At 59.9% G+C, this 15,232-nt stretch carries 15 protein-coding genes; 5 read left to right on the top strand and 10 right to left on the bottom strand.

What is annotated here, in order from left to right:
• The first annotated feature begins 1 nt into the window (after nt 1).
• On the top strand, nt 2-2,293 hold the full coding sequence (clpA, locus tag CWS72_RS04760; RefSeq protein WP_101249491.1) for an ATP-dependent Clp protease ATP-binding subunit ClpA: 2,292 nt from the start codon (nt 2-4) through the stop codon (nt 2,291-2,293).
• Nucleotides 2,294-2,518: 225 nt separating this feature from the next.
• Here the strand turns inward: clpA and CWS72_RS04755 are convergent, their stop codons facing one another.
• Together CWS72_RS04755 and CWS72_RS04750 are read right to left on the bottom strand one after the other, a co-directional pair.
• Nucleotides 2,519-3,142 (bottom strand): hypothetical protein, encoded by a 624-nt coding sequence (locus tag CWS72_RS04755; protein ID WP_146002623.1) that lies wholly within the window; start codon nt 3,140-3,142, stop codon nt 2,519-2,521.
• 134 nt (nt 3,143-3,276) lie between these two features.
• Nucleotides 3,277-3,510, bottom strand: coding sequence for a hypothetical protein (locus tag CWS72_RS04750; RefSeq protein WP_101249412.1), 234 nt, complete (start codon nt 3,508-3,510; stop codon nt 3,277-3,279).
• 230 nt (nt 3,511-3,740) lie between these two features.
• Here CWS72_RS04750 and CWS72_RS04745 point away from each other — a divergent pair, with 230 nt between their 5' ends.
• The 3 genes from CWS72_RS04745 to rpsI all read left to right on the top strand — a co-directional run bounded on the left by CWS72_RS04745 (nt 3,741) and on the right by rpsI (nt 6,519).
• Nucleotides 3,741-5,435: a carbamoyltransferase C-terminal domain-containing protein gene (locus CWS72_RS04745; protein ID WP_101249411.1), complete on the top strand. Its 1,695-nt coding sequence runs from the start codon at nt 3,741-3,743 to the stop codon at nt 5,433-5,435.
• Between the two features lie 145 nt (nt 5,436-5,580).
• Nucleotides 5,581-6,045: a 50S ribosomal protein L13 gene (gene rplM, locus CWS72_RS04740; RefSeq protein ID WP_101249410.1), complete on the top strand. Its 465-nt coding sequence runs from the start codon at nt 5,581-5,583 to the stop codon at nt 6,043-6,045.
• 3 nt (nt 6,046-6,048) lie between these two features.
• Nucleotides 6,049-6,519 (top strand): 30S ribosomal protein S9, encoded by a 471-nt coding sequence (gene rpsI, locus CWS72_RS04735; protein WP_101249409.1) that lies wholly within the window; start codon nt 6,049-6,051, stop codon nt 6,517-6,519.
• Between the two features lie 81 nt (nt 6,520-6,600).
• Here the strand turns inward: rpsI and CWS72_RS04730 are convergent, their stop codons facing one another.
• The 6 genes from CWS72_RS04730 to CWS72_RS04705 form a co-directional block, all read right to left on the bottom strand.
• A complete protein-coding gene (locus tag CWS72_RS04730) occupies nt 6,601-7,245 on the bottom strand; it encodes a TetR/AcrR family transcriptional regulator (protein WP_101249408.1) in 645 nt (214 codons plus the stop codon).
• Between the two features lie 330 nt (nt 7,246-7,575).
• Nucleotides 7,576-8,148: a hypothetical protein gene (locus CWS72_RS04725; RefSeq protein WP_146002622.1), complete on the bottom strand. Its 573-nt coding sequence runs from the start codon at nt 8,146-8,148 to the stop codon at nt 7,576-7,578.
• A gap of 324 nt (nt 8,149-8,472) precedes the next feature.
• Nucleotides 8,473-9,642 (bottom strand): cystathionine beta-lyase, encoded by a 1,170-nt coding sequence (metC, locus tag CWS72_RS04720; protein ID WP_101249490.1) that lies wholly within the window; start codon nt 9,640-9,642, stop codon nt 8,473-8,475.
• A gap of 225 nt (nt 9,643-9,867) precedes the next feature.
• The gene (gene sseA, locus CWS72_RS04715) at nt 9,868-10,725 is read right to left on the bottom strand and encodes a 3-mercaptopyruvate sulfurtransferase (protein ID WP_101249406.1); all 858 of its coding nucleotides are present in this window, start codon (nt 10,723-10,725) and stop codon (nt 9,868-9,870) included.
• A 39-nt stretch (nt 10,726-10,764) separates the two neighbouring features.
• Nucleotides 10,765-11,769, bottom strand: coding sequence for a cysteine synthase A (locus tag CWS72_RS04710; protein WP_101249405.1), 1,005 nt, complete (start codon nt 11,767-11,769; stop codon nt 10,765-10,767).
• Between the two features lie 56 nt (nt 11,770-11,825).
• Nucleotides 11,826-12,425, bottom strand: a complete 600-nt coding sequence (locus CWS72_RS04705) for an NUDIX domain-containing protein (RefSeq protein WP_101249404.1) — start codon at nt 12,423-12,425, stop codon at nt 11,826-11,828.
• A 44-nt stretch (nt 12,426-12,469) separates the two neighbouring features.
• Here CWS72_RS04705 and CWS72_RS04700 point away from each other — a divergent pair, with 44 nt between their 5' ends.
• On the top strand, nt 12,470-12,964 hold the full coding sequence (locus CWS72_RS04700; RefSeq protein WP_101249403.1) for a response regulator: 495 nt from the start codon (nt 12,470-12,472) through the stop codon (nt 12,962-12,964).
• A gap of 13 nt (nt 12,965-12,977) precedes the next feature.
• Here CWS72_RS04700 and parA read toward each other — a convergent pair whose 3' ends face one another.
• Together parA and CWS72_RS04690 are read right to left on the bottom strand one after the other, a co-directional pair.
• Entirely contained in the window at nt 12,978-13,637 is a 660-nt protein-coding gene (parA, locus tag CWS72_RS04695) for a ParA family partition ATPase (RefSeq protein WP_420824047.1), read from the bottom strand.
• Nucleotides 13,638-13,859: 222 nt separating this feature from the next.
• On the bottom strand, nt 13,860-15,122 hold the full coding sequence (locus tag CWS72_RS04690; RefSeq protein ID WP_101249402.1) for a D-amino acid dehydrogenase: 1,263 nt from the start codon (nt 15,120-15,122) through the stop codon (nt 13,860-13,862).
• Between the last annotated feature and the right edge of the window lie 110 nt (nt 15,123-15,232).

The raw sequence follows: 15,232 nt of genomic DNA, 5'->3' as shown, positions 1-15,232 counted from the left end.
GATGCTGTCGCGGAATCTCGAGCAAAGTCTTCACCGAGCTCTCGCATTGGCGTCTGAACGACGCCATGAATACGCGACACTCGAACATTTGCTATTGGCGCTGACCGAAGATCAGGACTCCATCGCCGTGCTTCGCGCCTGCAATGTCGATCTCGAGCGACTGCGGCGCGATCTGACGGACTTCGTCGATACCGCCCTGGCCGATCTGGTGACGGAGCGGGCCGGCGATCCAAAGCCCACGGCCGGCTTCCAGCGGGTGGTGCAGCGGGCGGCCATTCATGTCCAGTCTTCGGGGAGGGAAGAGGTCACCGGCGCCAATGTGGTGGTCGCCCTGTTTTCCGAACGGGAAAGTCACGCGGTCTATTTCCTGCAGTTGCAGGATATGACCCGCCTGGATGCCGTGAACTATATTTCCCATGGCATAGCCAAGGCGCCGGGCCGCAATCAGGCCCGCCCGGTACATGGAGTGGATGAGGACACAAAACCCGAGGCGGTCGTGAAAAAAGGCCAAGAAGCGCTGAGCGCCTACTGCGTCAACCTGAATCGGAAAGCGGCGCAGGGAAAGATCGACCCGTTGATCGGCCGCGAGATGGAGATCGAGCGGACCATTCAAATCCTTTGCCGCAGGTCCAAGAACAACCCGCTTTATGTGGGCGACCCCGGCGTCGGCAAGACAGCCATCGCGGAAGGTCTCGCCCGGCGCATCGTCAAGAACGAAGTCCCGGAGGTTCTGCTTAACGCCACCATCTTCTCCCTGGATATGGGCGCGTTGCTCGCCGGCACCCGTTATCGCGGCGACTTCGAAGAACGGCTGAAGGCTGTCGTCTCGGAACTGGAGGCTCTGGAGGGGGCCATCCTGTTCATCGATGAAATCCATACGGTCATCGGCGCCGGAGCCACATCGGGCGGATCGATGGATGCTTCGAATCTCCTCAAGCCGGCATTGGCTTCGGGTAGTCTTCGGTGCATCGGTTCGACGACCTACAAGGAATTCCGCAACCATTTCGAAAAGGATCGGGCGCTCGTCCGTCGCTTCCAGAAGATCGACGTCAATGAGCCGTCGGTAGAGGATGCCGTCAAGATTCTGAACGGCATCAAGCCCTATTACGAGGCTCATCACCGGGTCCGTTATACCAACGATGCCATCCGTGCGGCCGTCGAACTGGCGGTGCGTTATATCAGCGACCGCAAATTGCCCGACAAGGCCATCGACGTCATCGATGAGGTGGGGGCGGCCCGCATGCTGCTGCCCGAATCGAAGCGCCGCAAGACGGTGACCGTGCGCGACATCGAGGAAATCGTCGCCAAGATCGCCCGGGTCCCTCCGAAGAGCGTGTCTTCCAACGACATGGAGGTGCTTCGGTCGCTGGAGCGCGATTTGAAGACCTTGGTATTTGGTCAGGACAATGCCATCGAAGCGCTTGCCTCGGCGATCAAATTGGCTCGCGCCGGTTTGCGCGAGCCCGAAAAGCCGATCGGTTGTTATTTGTTCTCCGGCCCGACCGGCGTCGGCAAAACCGAAGTGGCGCGGCAGTTGTCCAAGATCATGGGCATCGAACTGATCCGCTTCGATATGTCCGAATATATGGAGCGTCATTCCATCTCCCGTCTGATCGGTGCGCCTCCAGGCTATGTCGGTTTCGATCAGGGTGGGTTGCTCACCGATTCGATCGATCAACATCCGCATTCCGTCCTGTTGCTCGACGAGATCGAAAAAGCCCATCCCGATCTGTTCAATATTCTCTTGCAGGTGATGGACCACGGTAAATTGACCGACCACAATGGCAAGACGGTGGATTTCCGCAACGTCATCCTGATCATGACCACGAATGCGGGAGCCAGCGATCTGGCCAAGCCGGCCATCGGTTTCACGCGCGAATCGAGGGAGGGCGACGATCAGGAGGCTATCCAGCGCCTGTTCACTCCCGAATTCCGCAATCGCCTGGACGCGAACATCACCTTCGCCCCTCTCAGCCCCGAGGTGGTTTCGCGCGTGGTCGACAAGTTCGTCATTCAACTGGAAACCCAGTTGGGCGATCGCGATGTCACCATCGTTCTGTCCGACGCCGCCCGTGTCTGGCTGGCGGAAAAAGGTTACGACAAGAACTACGGCGCCCGGCCGCTGTCGCGCGTCATTCAGGAGCACATCAAAAAACCCCTGGCCGAAGAGTTGTTGTTCGGACGCCTGGCGAAGGGGGGGGTGGTCAAGGTCGCCGTCGCGGACGACAAGCTCACCTTCGACTTCCTGGAAGGTCATGCCAAAGCCCCCAAGGAGCCGGAAATGGTGGAATGAGCCGAGGGGCTCGCCGGTATTAAATCCAATGAAATGCGAAAGGCCGGAGAGATCCGGCCTTTTAGCTGGAGCATCGAGCGTCAAATCTGACGCACGATGCTCCAGAAGCGGCCATTGAGGCCGCGGCCAAGCACGCGGATGCGTGCGCCCGGCGAGGGCTTGAAAAACAAGCCGAGCGTGATGCAGATTTAAGGCATCACGCTCTATCGTGGAAGGATGGTTTCTTCAGGCGGTCCCGCTGGTGGCCATATCGCCGTCGGTATCAGCCGGCGGGATGTCTGCTTCGCCTTCCGTTGAGGATGCCGTGTCGGACGCGGCCTCGGCGGCTTCGAGCGTGGCGCCGACTCCCTGCGGTTCGCGGGTAGCCTTCTGTTCACGACGAACGAAGCGCAGTCTCTGGTCCAAGACCGTCACGTCGCGGCGCAAGCCCTCCAAAACCGTGCCGATTTCGGTCCTGTCGCTCGCCAGGGCCGTTTCGCAGGCGGATAAACGCTTGCTGAAACCGTCGAGCATTTCAGAAATCTTGCGCTGATTGTCTGTCTGCAGGGCCACCTTGATCTTGTCGACTTCCTCGACCAGCTCGTGTTTCACCTTGCGGATCTTTTTTTCGACGTCCCCCTCAAGACGGCGAAAAGCTTCCTCGACATCGCCTTTGATTTCGATCTTCAACTGGTAGGCGCTTTTGACCAGCGAACCCATGTAGATGACAAGGGCGCCGCCAATGGTCAATACCAATCCAGCAGATAAGCTGACGAAGGTGACGCTCCAGAAATCCATGGTCCTTGTCTGTGCCCAGCCGTTTCGAAATGCGCAGATCCAAAATGAATAAGGCATCGTACTGTCGGCCATATGCCAGTATCATGCAAATGAAAATACCGAGAATCGAATCATTGCTGGCGGAGAGCGGGCAAATATCGCTCTCCGGTGGATTACTGACGGGGGGCTCTTCTTTCAAGCCGGGAAAGCGTGCGCCGTTCCGGGCATTATTCGTCGTAAGTCGTTTCCGGCGGATGGAGGGCAAACCGTTCCGGACTGTCCGCCAACATTTGCAATGCAACCGTGCCATTGGTTGAGCGGATGATCAATTCGCAGAACCACTCACCTTCATCGAGCCGCATCGGGGTTCCGACATCAATTCCGATGACGGCCTCGATATCCATGCTGATACTGCGATTATCGAGAAAGCAGACCGAAGCAACAGGTTTTGCCTTTTCCATCGCAATACTCCCTTTTAATTTACCTGCCACGCTGGCTGAAGCGAGCGGCGGCGTCAAGAGGTTGAATATTTATCGGGGCGGATCCCGCTGTCCATTTCGCAGTTGTTTGCCGATTGGGTACCGTCAAAAAGCTTTCAGCGGGTCCTGACGGATCTGGAAATCCAGACTGGCGTGTTTTGGCGCCTTTAGGTTACTTTGCCGCCTCCAATCGTGCCGCTGGGAGTGTTTCCATGGCCATCCTGTCGCTTCATTCCGCCTTGCAAGACAGTGGAGCCGCTCTCTTCGACGATTATTCCTTGCTGGCGGCGGTTCAGGAAGAGCGTCTGACGCGACGAAAAGGGGGCGGCGGTCTTCCCCGGCGGGCCATCACTGAAATTTTGGAGGCGACGGCCATCGCTTCCGACAGGGTCGAGGCGGTGGTGCTTGGCCGAGGGCAATATCCGCTGTCTTTTTTCCGGATGCCGGAGCCGACCTCCGGACTGGTGGAAGGCGAGCCCTTCGGAGATCTGAACGCGGCATTGGTCCGGGCGGAAACGGATCCGGCCACGCGGATTCTCGACATCGAGGCCTTGCTGCGCGATCTCGGACTGCCTGCCGGCGTGCCGGTTCATTTCTTTAATCATCATCGCGCTCACGCCTTGTCGGCCCTGTTTCATACCGATTGGGAGGAGGCTCTTGTCTATACGGCCGATGGCGGCGGTGACAATGTGCATTACAGCCATTATCTGCTGCGGGGTGGGCGTCTGGATTGCCTGTTCGGGGACGATCGCTGGCTGCGCCGCGAAAAGCGTGTCGACAGTCTGGGGCAAGCTTATGGAATCATTACCGACGCTTTGGGATTTCGCGCCAACCGCCATGAAGGAAAACTGACCGGCTTGGCGGCATATGGCAAGGCCCGCGTCGCCGATGACATTGCCGGGCATTTTCTTGTCGATGGAGAAGGGCGTATCAACAGCGATTTCCGCTCGACCGAGGCCATGCGCGAATGCCTGCGCGGCCTGGTGGCGGAACTTCTGCCGGAGGATGCCGCGGCGTCCATGCAGGAGGCCCTTGAGCGCGTCATGCTGGCCTCGATCAGCAGGCTGTTGAGCCGTTACCGGATGAGCAGGCTGGCATTGGCCGGTGGCGTGTTCGCCAATGTTCGTCTGAACCGTTTTCTGGGCGAGGCGACGGCTCTCGACGAGATCTTCATCTTTCCGGGAATGGGCGACGAAGGTTTGCCGATCGGAGGCTGTCTCGATTTCCTCCTGACCCGCGATGGTTTGCCGAGATGGCTGGGCGAGAGGCGGCGTCTCGATGACGTGTTCTGGGGGCGAAGTTTCGACGATACTATCGACGCGGTGCTGGGAAACGCTCCGGAGGTGATCCGCCTTCCCGGCGAACCAGCGGCTGTGGCCGCCGAATGTCTCGCCCGGGGACTGGCTGGAGCGCTTTATGAAGGGCGGATGGAATTCGGTCCGCGCGCCTTGGGCAACAGGTCCATTTTAGCCTCGCCCGCCGATGCAGCGATCAATCAACGGCTGAATGACCGCTTGCAACGCAGCGAGTTCATGCCATTCGCTCCCTATGTTCTGGCCGAGGATGCCGCGGAGGTTTTCGACATTACCCCCGCCAATGCCTACGCATGCCGGTTCATGACGGTTACGGTGTCGGTTAAGGATGCGTGGCGCAAGCGGATTCCGGCGGTGGTTCATGTCGACGGTACGGCGCGGCCCCAGGTCGTTCAGGCGGCGCATCAACCGCTCTATGCCGACATTCTTGGGCGTTTCAAGGCCAGAACGGGGTTGCCGGTCCTGATCAATACGAGTTTCAACGCTCACGAGGAGCCGATCATCAATAGGCCCGAGGAATGTCTGCGTGCGCTTGTGGATGACCGCATCGACTTCGTGGTGACCAGAAATGCGGTTTTTCGTCGAAAGAGATAGAGGTATTATAATACCGTTCATATAAGATATTGATTTTGTTTAGTTTATTTCGCATTGACCCAATCGAGAAATGTGGCATACTCCGCGCCTTCGTTGGGAGCCCCCGGGCTGCCATGTTTAACCTGGTTTCGCAGCAGTGGGTGTCATGAAGACCTATTCCGCAAGACCGTCCGACATTCAAAAGAAGTGGGTGGTGATCGACGCGGACGGCGTCGTTCTCGGCCGTCTCGCCAGCATCATCTCGATGCGGTTGCGCGGCAAGCACCTGCCCACCTATACGCCGCATCAAGATTGCGGTGACAACATTATCGTCATCAACGCCGAGAAGGTGAAGCTGACGGGGCGCAAGCTGGACGACAAGGTGTTCTATTGGCACACCGGCTTTCCGGGTGGCATCAAGGGCCGGACTGTCGGCCAGTTGCTGGATGGCAACCATCCCGAACGCGTTATCGTCAAAGCCGTCGAACGGATGATCACTCGCGGTCCGCTGGGACGCGCGCAGATGAAGAATCTGCGTGTCTATGCCGGCGCCGACCATCCTCACACCGCGCAGCAGCCGGAAGTGTTGGATGTCGCCGCGTTGAATCCGAAGAACAAAAGGAGCGCCTAACCCATGGCCGAAGATTTCAGCGCCTTGGCTGACCTCAAGGCGGCCGCCCCGGTGGCGGCTCCGGTTCGCGAGCCGAAGATCGACGCCCAGGGTCGCTCCTATGCGACCGGTAAGCGCAAGAACGCCATCGCCCGCGTCTGGGTCAAGCCCGGTTCGGGCCGCATCACGGTCAACGGTCGCACGTTGGAAGTGTATTTCGCCCGCCCGGTGTTGCGGATGATGATCAATCAGCCCTTCCAGGTGGCCAACCGCAGCGGTCAGTTCGACGTGGTCGTGACGGTTGTCGGCGGCGGTCTCTCGGGACAGGCCGGTGCGGTGCGTCATGGCATTTCCCGCGCGTTGACCTTCTACGAGCCTGCCCTGCGCGGCCCGCTGAAGGCCGGCGGCTTCCTGACCCGCGATTCGCGCGTGGTTGAACGTAAGAAGTACGGTAAGGCGAAGGCCCGCCGCAGCTTCCAGTTCTCCAAGCGCTAAGCCGGCAGGACGATCTGCAAAAGAAGAAGGCCCGGAGAGATCCGGGCCTTTTTTTGCGGGCTTTCCCGAGAGTGTTTGGTTTTACCCCGCGCGGGACGGAATGGCTTGCGCCGACGGGGCGAAGGGGAAACGCGCCGTTCGGCTGGTCCACATGGTGGAGCGGTCGGCTCCGGCCAGCAATTGGTCGGGCAGTTCTGCGGCCATGGTCGCGAAGGCGCGATTGTCGGCAAAGGCGCGGGACAGGATCAGCGCGCCTTGGATGCGTTCGACGCCGTCATGGGCCCGGCGTTGGGCGATGTCACGCGCCAGTCCGGAATCGGTCAGCGTCTGTGACAGGCAGGCCACCCAGCGGGCGAAGAACTCGGCGATCGTCTCGCCGAACAAAGCACGTTCCTCGGTCAGGGCGAACAACCCGGGAAGGCAGGCCGCCTGCCCGGATTCGTAATGCCGGCTCAACGTTTCCAGCATCGAGACAATGCGTTGACGCGGCGGATGGACTGATTCCAGGGGGGAGAAAATATTCGTGTCGAACCATTGCCGCAGGTCTTCAATGACGGCCATCGCCATCTGCTCTTTACCATTCGGGAAGTAGTGATAAAGGCTGGCTTTGCCAAGGCCGGTGGCGGCGGCGATACGGGTCAGGCTGGCGCCTTCGTATCCGTATCGGCGGAAGGTCTCTTGTAATCTCAGGAGGAGCTCACCGCGGGATAACAAAGGCGTCGGCATGGTTATTTCCCTTAGATTGTCCGTCGCGATACGGTGCCGGACGGATCATTGATGGCAGAGAGATCAGGACTGCGGTCTCAAAAATTTGACCACAACACTATTTAACCGAACGATCGTTTTACAGTATCGCGAATAAGTTATAGGGTCAAGTGACTCCAATAAAATATTACTGTTTTAATAATGACTTGTGCCGATTTGTTGAGATTGGGGTCTTAAGAAATCTCTTAACTATTGATATGACGAGTATCCTCCGATTGTCTCGCCGTGACCGGAATTCGGAGCGTTTCAGAAGGAGTTCCCGTCGTCCGTCCGGCGAATCGAAGCGGAAAATCAGGTAAAGGGGGAAAGCAGGGACGACGGTGGCTGTGGCGAGAAAATACTCGCCTCCGAACTGTCGGGGGCAGGGGGGGCGTTATCTGACAGTTTGTCGGATGAGAAGTCCGCAAATTGAGGGGCTTGCGCCATCAGGGAGCGCAGAAGCCGATCCGCGCGGTCCGCATCTTTCAGGGCCATCTCGTCCAGGAGGGCGACGTATCGGGGGCGCAGAAGCTCGCTGCGGGCATTCTGAACGACCCGGATGGTTTCCACGAAGACCTCCCGCGATCCATAGGGCAGGCCTTCACCATGGTGCAGGCGATCTTCCCAGATACCAAGCAGGTGTAGATTGGTGCGAATGAGGGCATTCAGCATCGGGACCTGCAATCTCCGGAAATACTCCTCAAGTTCGCGATGCTCGTTCCATTGGTCCGCGGCCGCCCGTTCGAATTGCGCCAAGGAATCCTCGGTCAATCGGCTGAGGATCTGAAATTCCTCGCAAAGCTCGCTGAAGTCCAAAAACAGCTTTTTGAATTGCGTATATTCTTCGGTGTTGAAAACGTCATAGTGCCTGGCGAGATCGGCCATGCTCTCCAGTTCTTGGAGGCGGATCGCCAGGGCATCGACAAAACGCCTGGCATTCTGCCGAATCTCTTCGGCTTTCGATTGTTGATCCCTGCTTGTCTGTGGTGATCTGGTGGATTGCATTTTAATCAAATATTGAAATTGTCATGCTTCAAAAGTATAGCAGTACATCTTTCAAAGTTGGCGGTTTTTTTCTTATTTTATGCCAGGTTGAAAGAGGTTTTGTTTATTGTTTCTTTCTTTTTGGTGGTGGAGCGAGTTTTAAACAAAAACGGCCGGTTCCCTGGGGAGGGAACCGGCCGCATTGCTTGCCATATCGCCGAGCGGTTATTTCTTCGCCGCCAGGCGGTCAAATCCCTTGGCCAGATCTTCAATCAGGTCGGATGGATCTTCCAGGCCCGTATGGATCCGCAATGTCGGTCCGTCGCCCCGCCAGGGCTTCGCGGTGCGTTTGATCCCGTCGGAGGTGGGGATGATCAGGCTTTCGTATCCGCCCCAGCTATAGCCCAGCCCGAAATGTTCGAGACCGTCGATGAACGCGTTGACCGCCGCCTCCGGACAAGGCGCCAATTCGAAGCCGAAAAGTCCACAGGCGCCGCTGAAGTCGCGCTTCCATAAGGCGTGGCCGGGGTCACCCGGCAGGGCGGGGTGCATGACGCGCAGGACCTCGGGGCGCGCGGCCAGCCAGGATGCCAGCGCCAGGCCGGATTCCTGGTGCTGGCGTAAGCGCACCGACAGGGTGCGCAGGCCGCGCAGGCCAAGATAAACCTCCTCGCTGCCGGCGCAGACGCCGAAGTGGGCGATCGAGCTCTTGACGACGTGCCACAGTTCTTCTGTGGCACAGGTAATCAGTCCCAGCATGGCATCGGAATGGCCGACGATGAACTTGGTCGCGGCCTGCAGGGAGATATCGACGCCTTTTTCAAAAGGTTTGAAGAACAATGGCGTCGCCCAGGTATTGTCCATCACGACGATGGCGCCACCTGCGTGGGCCACGGTGGCGATGGCGGGAATATCCTGCATCTCGAAGGTCAGCGATCCGGGCGCCTCCACGAAGACGACCCGGGTTTCGGGGCGCATCAGCGCCGAAATGCCAGCCCCGATCGAGGGATCGTAAAAGGTCGTTTCGATGCCGCAGCGCTTCAAATGTTCGGTGCAGAAACGGCGGGTCGGAAAATAAACCGTGTCGACCATCAGTACGTGATCGCCTGATTTCAGCAGCGCGGTCAAGGTTCCGGTGATGGCGGCGAGGCCGGACGCCGTGGAAATGGTGCGATAGCCGCCTTCCAGGATCGCGATGGCCTCCTCCAGGGCGAAGCTCGTGGGCGTGCCGTATCGGCCGTAACGCATGCCGTCATAAGGCTTGCGTTCAGCCTCGGTCATCGCCGCTACACTGGGATAGGTGACGGTGGAAACGTGATAGACGGGCGGATTGACGGCGCCGTGATACTGCTCGGGATGACGCCCGGCATGGACGATCTTTGTGTCCTTTTTCATCATGCTCCCATGGGAAACGGGGTAAGAAAAGGGCCGCTCTTCAGGGCTTGCCGCGAAATAGTCGCGCCAAGCCCTCGAGTTTCAAGCGGCAGACGCTTTAAGGGCATGGCGCGAAATAATCGCACCACTCCCTTAAGTTTGATGTGACGCCTCCGCTCCGCTGTCGGCGGGCGAGAGGCGCCGCTCGGGCTCCAAGGGCCTGGTTCGGTAATTCCGTCCCAGGCCCTAAGCGGAGGTGACCGGGGTATCGTCGGCCAGGCCCCATTCTGCCCAGGATCCGTCATAGACGGCAACGTCCGGCTTGCCCAGGAGATAGAGCGCCAACGCCAGGACGCAGGCGGTGACACCTGAACCGCAACTGGCGACGATCGGCTTGTCAAGATCCACCCCGGCCGCCAGGAAACGCGCCTTCAGTGCGTCAACCGGCAGAAAAGTCTTGCTGGTTTCGTCGATAAGTTGGGTCCAGGGAACGTTGAAAGCGCCGGGTATGTGGCCGACCTTCTTATGTGGCCATGGTTCCTTTTCGAGTCCGGCGAAACGCGAGGCCGAGCGGGCGTCGACGACTTGCTCCTCTGCGCTTTCGAGATTGGCGAGGATCTGCTCCTTGTTGCGCACCAGAAGCTGATTGACGTGGGGCGTGAAATGGCGCTCCCGCGGCGTTGGGGGCAGATCGTGGGTGGGACGTCCCTCGCGCTGCCATTTGACGATGCCGCCATCGAGAACGGAAACATCGTCGTGACCGAAAACACGAAACATCCACCAGGCTCGTGCCGCCGCCGCGCCGCCGCTCGCACGATCATAGACGACCACGCGGTTGCCGTCGCCGAGGCCGAGACGTCTGACCCTGCTTGCGAACTTGGCCGCGTCGGGCAGCATGTGGGGCAGCGGCGAGGAACTGTCGGCGATATCGTTGACGTCGAAATAAACCGCGCCGGAGATATGTTCGCGGGTGTATTCGACCCGCCCGTCGCGGCCGGTCGCCGGCATGAACCAGCTGGCGTCGACCACGCGGACGTCGGGGGCTTCCAGATGACTGGCCAACCATGAGGTGCTGACGAGAGCGTGCGAACTGGCGTAGGTCATATTTTCACCATTGGGCAGGAGGCGGACATCGCGGAAATTTCAAACCAGCCAGTCGGGAATTGGCAGCGACCGCTCCTTGAGAAATACCGGGTTGAACAGCTTGCTCTGATAACGGGTCCCGAAATCGCAGAGGATGGTGACCACGGTATGGCCCGGGCCCAGGTCACGGGCCAGCTTGACCGCCCCCATGACATTGATGCCGCTCGATCCTCCGACGCAGAGACCTTCCTCCTTCAGCAGATCGAAGATCATCGGCAGGGCTTCTTCGTCGGTGACGCGGAATTGATTGTCGATGGGCGCCCCGTCAAGATTGCCGGTGATGCGTCCCTGGCCGATGCCTTCGGTGATCGAATTCCCCTCGGACTTCAGCTCGCCGCCGGCATAAAAATTATAAAGCGCCGAGCCCATCGGGTCCGAAAGGGCCACGACGATGTCGCGATTGCGCTCCTTCAGCGCCATACCGATGCCGGCCAGGGTGCCACCGGTGCCCACGGCGCAGGTGAAGCCGTCGATCCTGCCCCCGGTCTGATCCCAAATCTCGGGCCCGGTGGTCCGATAATGGCCGGTGCGGTTGGCCTGGTTGTCGAACTGGTTGGCCCACAGAACCCCGTTCGGTTCGGTGGCGGCCATCTCCTTGGCCAGCGCTTCGGAATAACGGACGTAATTGCCCGGATTGGCGTAGGGCAGGGCGGGAACGAGGCGCAGATCGGCGCCGCACAGCCGTAGCATGTCCTTCTTTTCCTGGCTCTGCGTTTCGGGCATGACGATGACGGTCCGGTAGCCGAGCGCATTGCCGACCAGGGCGAGGCCGATGCCGGTATTGCCGGCCGTACCTTCTACGATGACGCCGCCCGGCTTCAAAAGTCCGCGCTCTTCGGCGTCCTGAACGATGGCCAATGCGGCGCGGTCCTTGACGGATCCGCCGGGATTTAGAAATTCGGCTTTGGCGAGAATTTCGCATCCGGTCAGTTCGGATGCCTTTTTCAGGCGAATCAGCGGCGTATTGCCGATGGTGTCGATGAAGCCGCTGCGGATATTGGGCATGCCTGCTCCGAAAAAATGATTGCGGGGGAACACATTAGCCGGCGGGCTGATATGGATCAAGTCGTCCAAAGGGAGATCAGGCGTTGCCGGTTGAGGGCGAGCCATTGCAAGGCGATGATGGCGCAGGAATTGATGACCCGTCCCGATTCCACCCAGCCGATCGCTTCCTCGGCCGCCACCGAGAACACCCGGATGTCCTCGCCTTCCTCCTCCAGGCCATGAAATCCTCCCAGCGACCGGCTGTCGATGCGGGCGCAGTAGAGTGCCATGCTCTCGGTGCTGCCACCCGGCGTGACCAGATATTTGCAGATGGGCACCAGGTCCTTGATGATCGCTCCGGCTTCTTCCTCGGCTTCGCGAATGGCCACCTCTTCCGAGGTGGCGCCATCGTCGATGATGCCGGCCACAATCTCGATCATCCATGGTTGCCAGCCGGCGGCCATGGCGCCCGGACGAAATTGTTCGATCAGGCCCACCTCGTCGCGGACCGGGTCGTAGAGCAGAACGCCGGAGGCGTGACCGCGCTCGAAGATCTCCCTCGTCATCGGCGCCGTCCAACCTCCATCGTGCCGCTGGTGGCGGAGCGTGTAGCGGTCGACGCGGAAATATCCCTGGAATGGCGTTGTTTTTTCGATGACTTCAAATTTATCCGCCATTGGCAAGGGCTCCTCTTTCCACGAAAACAGACGATGACAGTTCGATGTCACCACGGCTGCGCCATATTCAGATCCGGCAAATTGTGTTACGCCTGACGGGCGCTTTCCACAAGGATGACTGGCCGGATCGGGTGATGCGTTTCGAAGGGCTGAGAGTCTTACTGGTCGACGTCGACGACGGTTCGCGCCGCCATGTGACGGCCATACTCCATCAAGTGGGCATCGAATCTTGCGGTGAAGCCGATGATGGATTGGCCGGATTGGAACGATTGCGGGTTGAACACCCTGATCTTCTGATGGTCGGCCGGGTGCCGGATTGCGGCGATGGAATCGCTTTCGTGCGTCAGGTGCGCGAAGAGGTGAGCGACAGCTTGCCAATCATCCTGATCGCCGAATATTCGGACTTGTGGAGGCTCGGTGAAGCCAGACAGGCAGGAGCCACCGAATTCCTCGTCCGGCCTTTCACTGCGCGGGCGTTGGTTCAACGTATTCAGCGTGCTGTGGCATTCAGCCGCAAGGCTGTTCTTCGCGTGGTGTGAACGGCGGCGCCGATCATTCGGCGGCCTGCCGTCGGGTCAATGTCAGAATCGCGCCGATTTCCTCAGCCAATTCCTGGATTTCCGTCGCCGCGGCGCTTTTCGGGTGGGTTTCCACCACGCCTTTTCCTTCCATCATGCTGGCGGCGAATGCGCTGCGGTTGCCCAGAACGGTGCGCGCCAGCGGCAGCCCTTCCTCGCTGATTCTGGCGCGGACATGGTCGAGCAGCTTGCCGCGCGCAGGGGCGCGGTTCAGCAGCAGGAGAGCCGCGCCCTTTTCACGTTTGGCCAATTCCAGTGTGGGCTTGGTCGCCCACAAATCCACGGGACTCGGCTGCAGGGGGACAAGAATCAGGGAGGCGGCGCGCACCGCAACCCGCGCGTCTGTTTCGGCATGGGGCGGGGTGTCGAGCAGCAGGACGTCATAGTCGTTTTTCAATCGGTCGATTTCGGTGGACAGCTTCCATCCCGGGATATCGCCGACGAACAGCGCTGGTACCGTCCCTGCCGTCTTGCGCAAGCCATGCCAGGCCGACATCGAGCCTTGCGGGTCGACATCCAGCATGGCGACCCGGTATCCCGCCAGCGCCCAGGCGACACCCAACTGGACGGCAATGGTGGTTTTGCCGGCGCCGCCTTTTTGCTGCGCGATGGCCACTGTCTTGGCTGTCATCATCCCTCCCGCCCTCATTTCCGAGCGTCGCGGACATCATGGAGGTTTTTCAATATTTAGTCGAGCAGTGGTAAGCGATTTGCTCTTGAGGGTTGGTTGTCGACCGGGGCAAAATCCTGTCCCGGATCCATGCAGCCCGAGCGGCGCCTGAGCCCGGGCGGCAAGCGGAGCGGAGGCGTCTTAATGGCATCCTGAAGGTTTGGGACAAATTTTTGTCCCAAACCTTCAGGACAGGGCGAAGCGATCCAGTCCGAGGCCGGTCATATCGATATCGGGGGGGCGGTTGGAAATCAGGTCCGCCAGGACCCGGCCCGAACCGCAACTCATGGTCCATCCCAAGGTACCGTGACCGGTATTCAAGAACAGATTGTCGATTCGGGTGCGGCCCAGGATGGGAACGGAATCCGGCGTAACGGGACGGAGACCGCACCAGATCTGCGCCTTGTCGAAATCTCCTGCGCCGGGAAACAAGGCTCGCGAGTGGGTGGTGACGATCGAGGCCCTGACCGCGCTCATATTCAGGTTCCATCCGGCCAGTTCCGCCGTTCCGGCACAACGCAGACGATCACCCAGCCGACTGAAGACCAATTTGTGCTCGTCGTCGGTAATGGCGATTGTCGGCGCCTTGGTCGGATCGGTGACGGGGAGCGTGGCCGAATAGCCTTTGGCCGGATAGATCGGCAAGGTCAGTCCGACATGCCGGGCCAACTTCGGACTCCAACTGCCCAGCGACATGACGAAGGCGTCGGCACGGAGCCGGCCCTTGTCGGTGGCCACCGAAACCATGCGCCCACCGTCCATTTCAAGGCCCAGGATGGTTGTACCGTAATGAAAGACGACGCCCTTTTGTGCGCAGAGAGCGGCCAAATTCTGGGTGAAACGATGGGCGTCTCCGGATTCGTCGCCCGGGGTGAAGATCCCTCCCGCCAACTCCTTATGGGCGGCGTCCAGCGCCGGCTCGAGGGCCAGGGATTCCTCCACGGACTTGACTTGGCGCTCCAGGCCCATCCCCGTCATCATCTCGGCGGCGCCGACGGCGTGCTGGAAGCTTTGCGGATCGCGGTAAACGTGCAGGATACCTTGGGTTTTCTGATCGTACTCGATGCCCGTCTCGGCCCGCAGGCTTTGCAGGCAGGCACGGGAATAGATGGCGACGCGCAAGGTGCGATCGGTATTGATGCTCGCGCGGGACGCCGTGCAATTCAGCAGAAAACGCGCTCCCCACGCCCACAGCCAGGGATCCCAGCGCTGCCAGCGAAAGGCCAGCGGAGCGTCTTCCCGTCCCATCCATTTCAACGCCGTCTTCGGCGTCGATGGATTGGCCCAGGGTTCGGCGTGGCAGGGAGAGATCTGGCCGCCGTTGGCAAAGCTGGTTTCAAGCCCTGCGCCGGGTTGACGGTCCACCACCACCACCTCATGTCCCGCCTTGGCGAGATACCATGCCGAAGTAACGCCAACCACGCCTGCGCCAAGTACGAGTACCTTCACGATCCGTCCTCTCCGATTCCCTTTGGCGCCCCACTTCGGTAAAAATCGCGTGGGTCGCCGGCCGTCTGGAAAATGGCGCGGTGGGCGCCCATAGTCCGATCGCGTCGTCC

It is taken from the genome of Telmatospirillum siberiense (assembly GCF_002845745.1).
Taxonomy (GTDB): domain Bacteria; phylum Pseudomonadota; class Alphaproteobacteria; order Rhodospirillales; family Magnetospirillaceae; genus Telmatospirillum; species Telmatospirillum siberiense.
This window is presented reverse-complemented; position numbering and strand designations above follow the sequence as displayed.

Coding starts and splice junctions, on each gene's coding strand:
- clpA (WP_101249491.1), top strand. CDS start 2: ATGCTGTCGCGGAATCTCGAGCAAAGTCTTCACCGAGCTCTCGCATTG.
- CWS72_RS04755 (WP_146002623.1), bottom strand. CDS start 3,142: ATGGCCGACAGTACGATGCCTTATTCATTTTGGATCTGCGCATTTCGA.
- CWS72_RS04750 (WP_101249412.1), bottom strand. CDS start 3,510: ATGGAAAAGGCAAAACCTGTTGCTTCGGTCTGCTTTCTCGATAATCGC.
- CWS72_RS04745 (WP_101249411.1), top strand. CDS start 3,741: ATGGCCATCCTGTCGCTTCATTCCGCCTTGCAAGACAGTGGAGCCGCT.
- rplM (WP_101249410.1), top strand. CDS start 5,581: ATGAAGACCTATTCCGCAAGACCGTCCGACATTCAAAAGAAGTGGGTG.
- rpsI (WP_101249409.1), top strand. CDS start 6,049: ATGGCCGAAGATTTCAGCGCCTTGGCTGACCTCAAGGCGGCCGCCCCG.
- CWS72_RS04730 (WP_101249408.1), bottom strand. CDS start 7,245: ATGCCGACGCCTTTGTTATCCCGCGGTGAGCTCCTCCTGAGATTACAA.
- CWS72_RS04725 (WP_146002622.1), bottom strand. CDS start 8,148: ATGGCCGATCTCGCCAGGCACTATGACGTTTTCAACACCGAAGAATAT.
- metC (WP_101249490.1), bottom strand. CDS start 9,642: ATGAAAAAGGACACAAAGATCGTCCATGCCGGGCGTCATCCCGAGCAG.
- sseA (WP_101249406.1), bottom strand. CDS start 10,725: ATGACCTACGCCAGTTCGCACGCTCTCGTCAGCACCTCATGGTTGGCC.
- CWS72_RS04710 (WP_101249405.1), bottom strand. CDS start 11,769: ATGCCCAATATCCGCAGCGGCTTCATCGACACCATCGGCAATACGCCG.
- CWS72_RS04705 (WP_101249404.1), bottom strand. CDS start 12,425: ATGGCGGATAAATTTGAAGTCATCGAAAAAACAACGCCATTCCAGGGA.
- CWS72_RS04700 (WP_101249403.1), top strand. CDS start 12,470: ATGTCACCACGGCTGCGCCATATTCAGATCCGGCAAATTGTGTTACGC.
- parA (WP_420824047.1), bottom strand. CDS start 13,637: ATGATGACAGCCAAGACAGTGGCCATCGCGCAGCAAAAAGGCGGCGCC.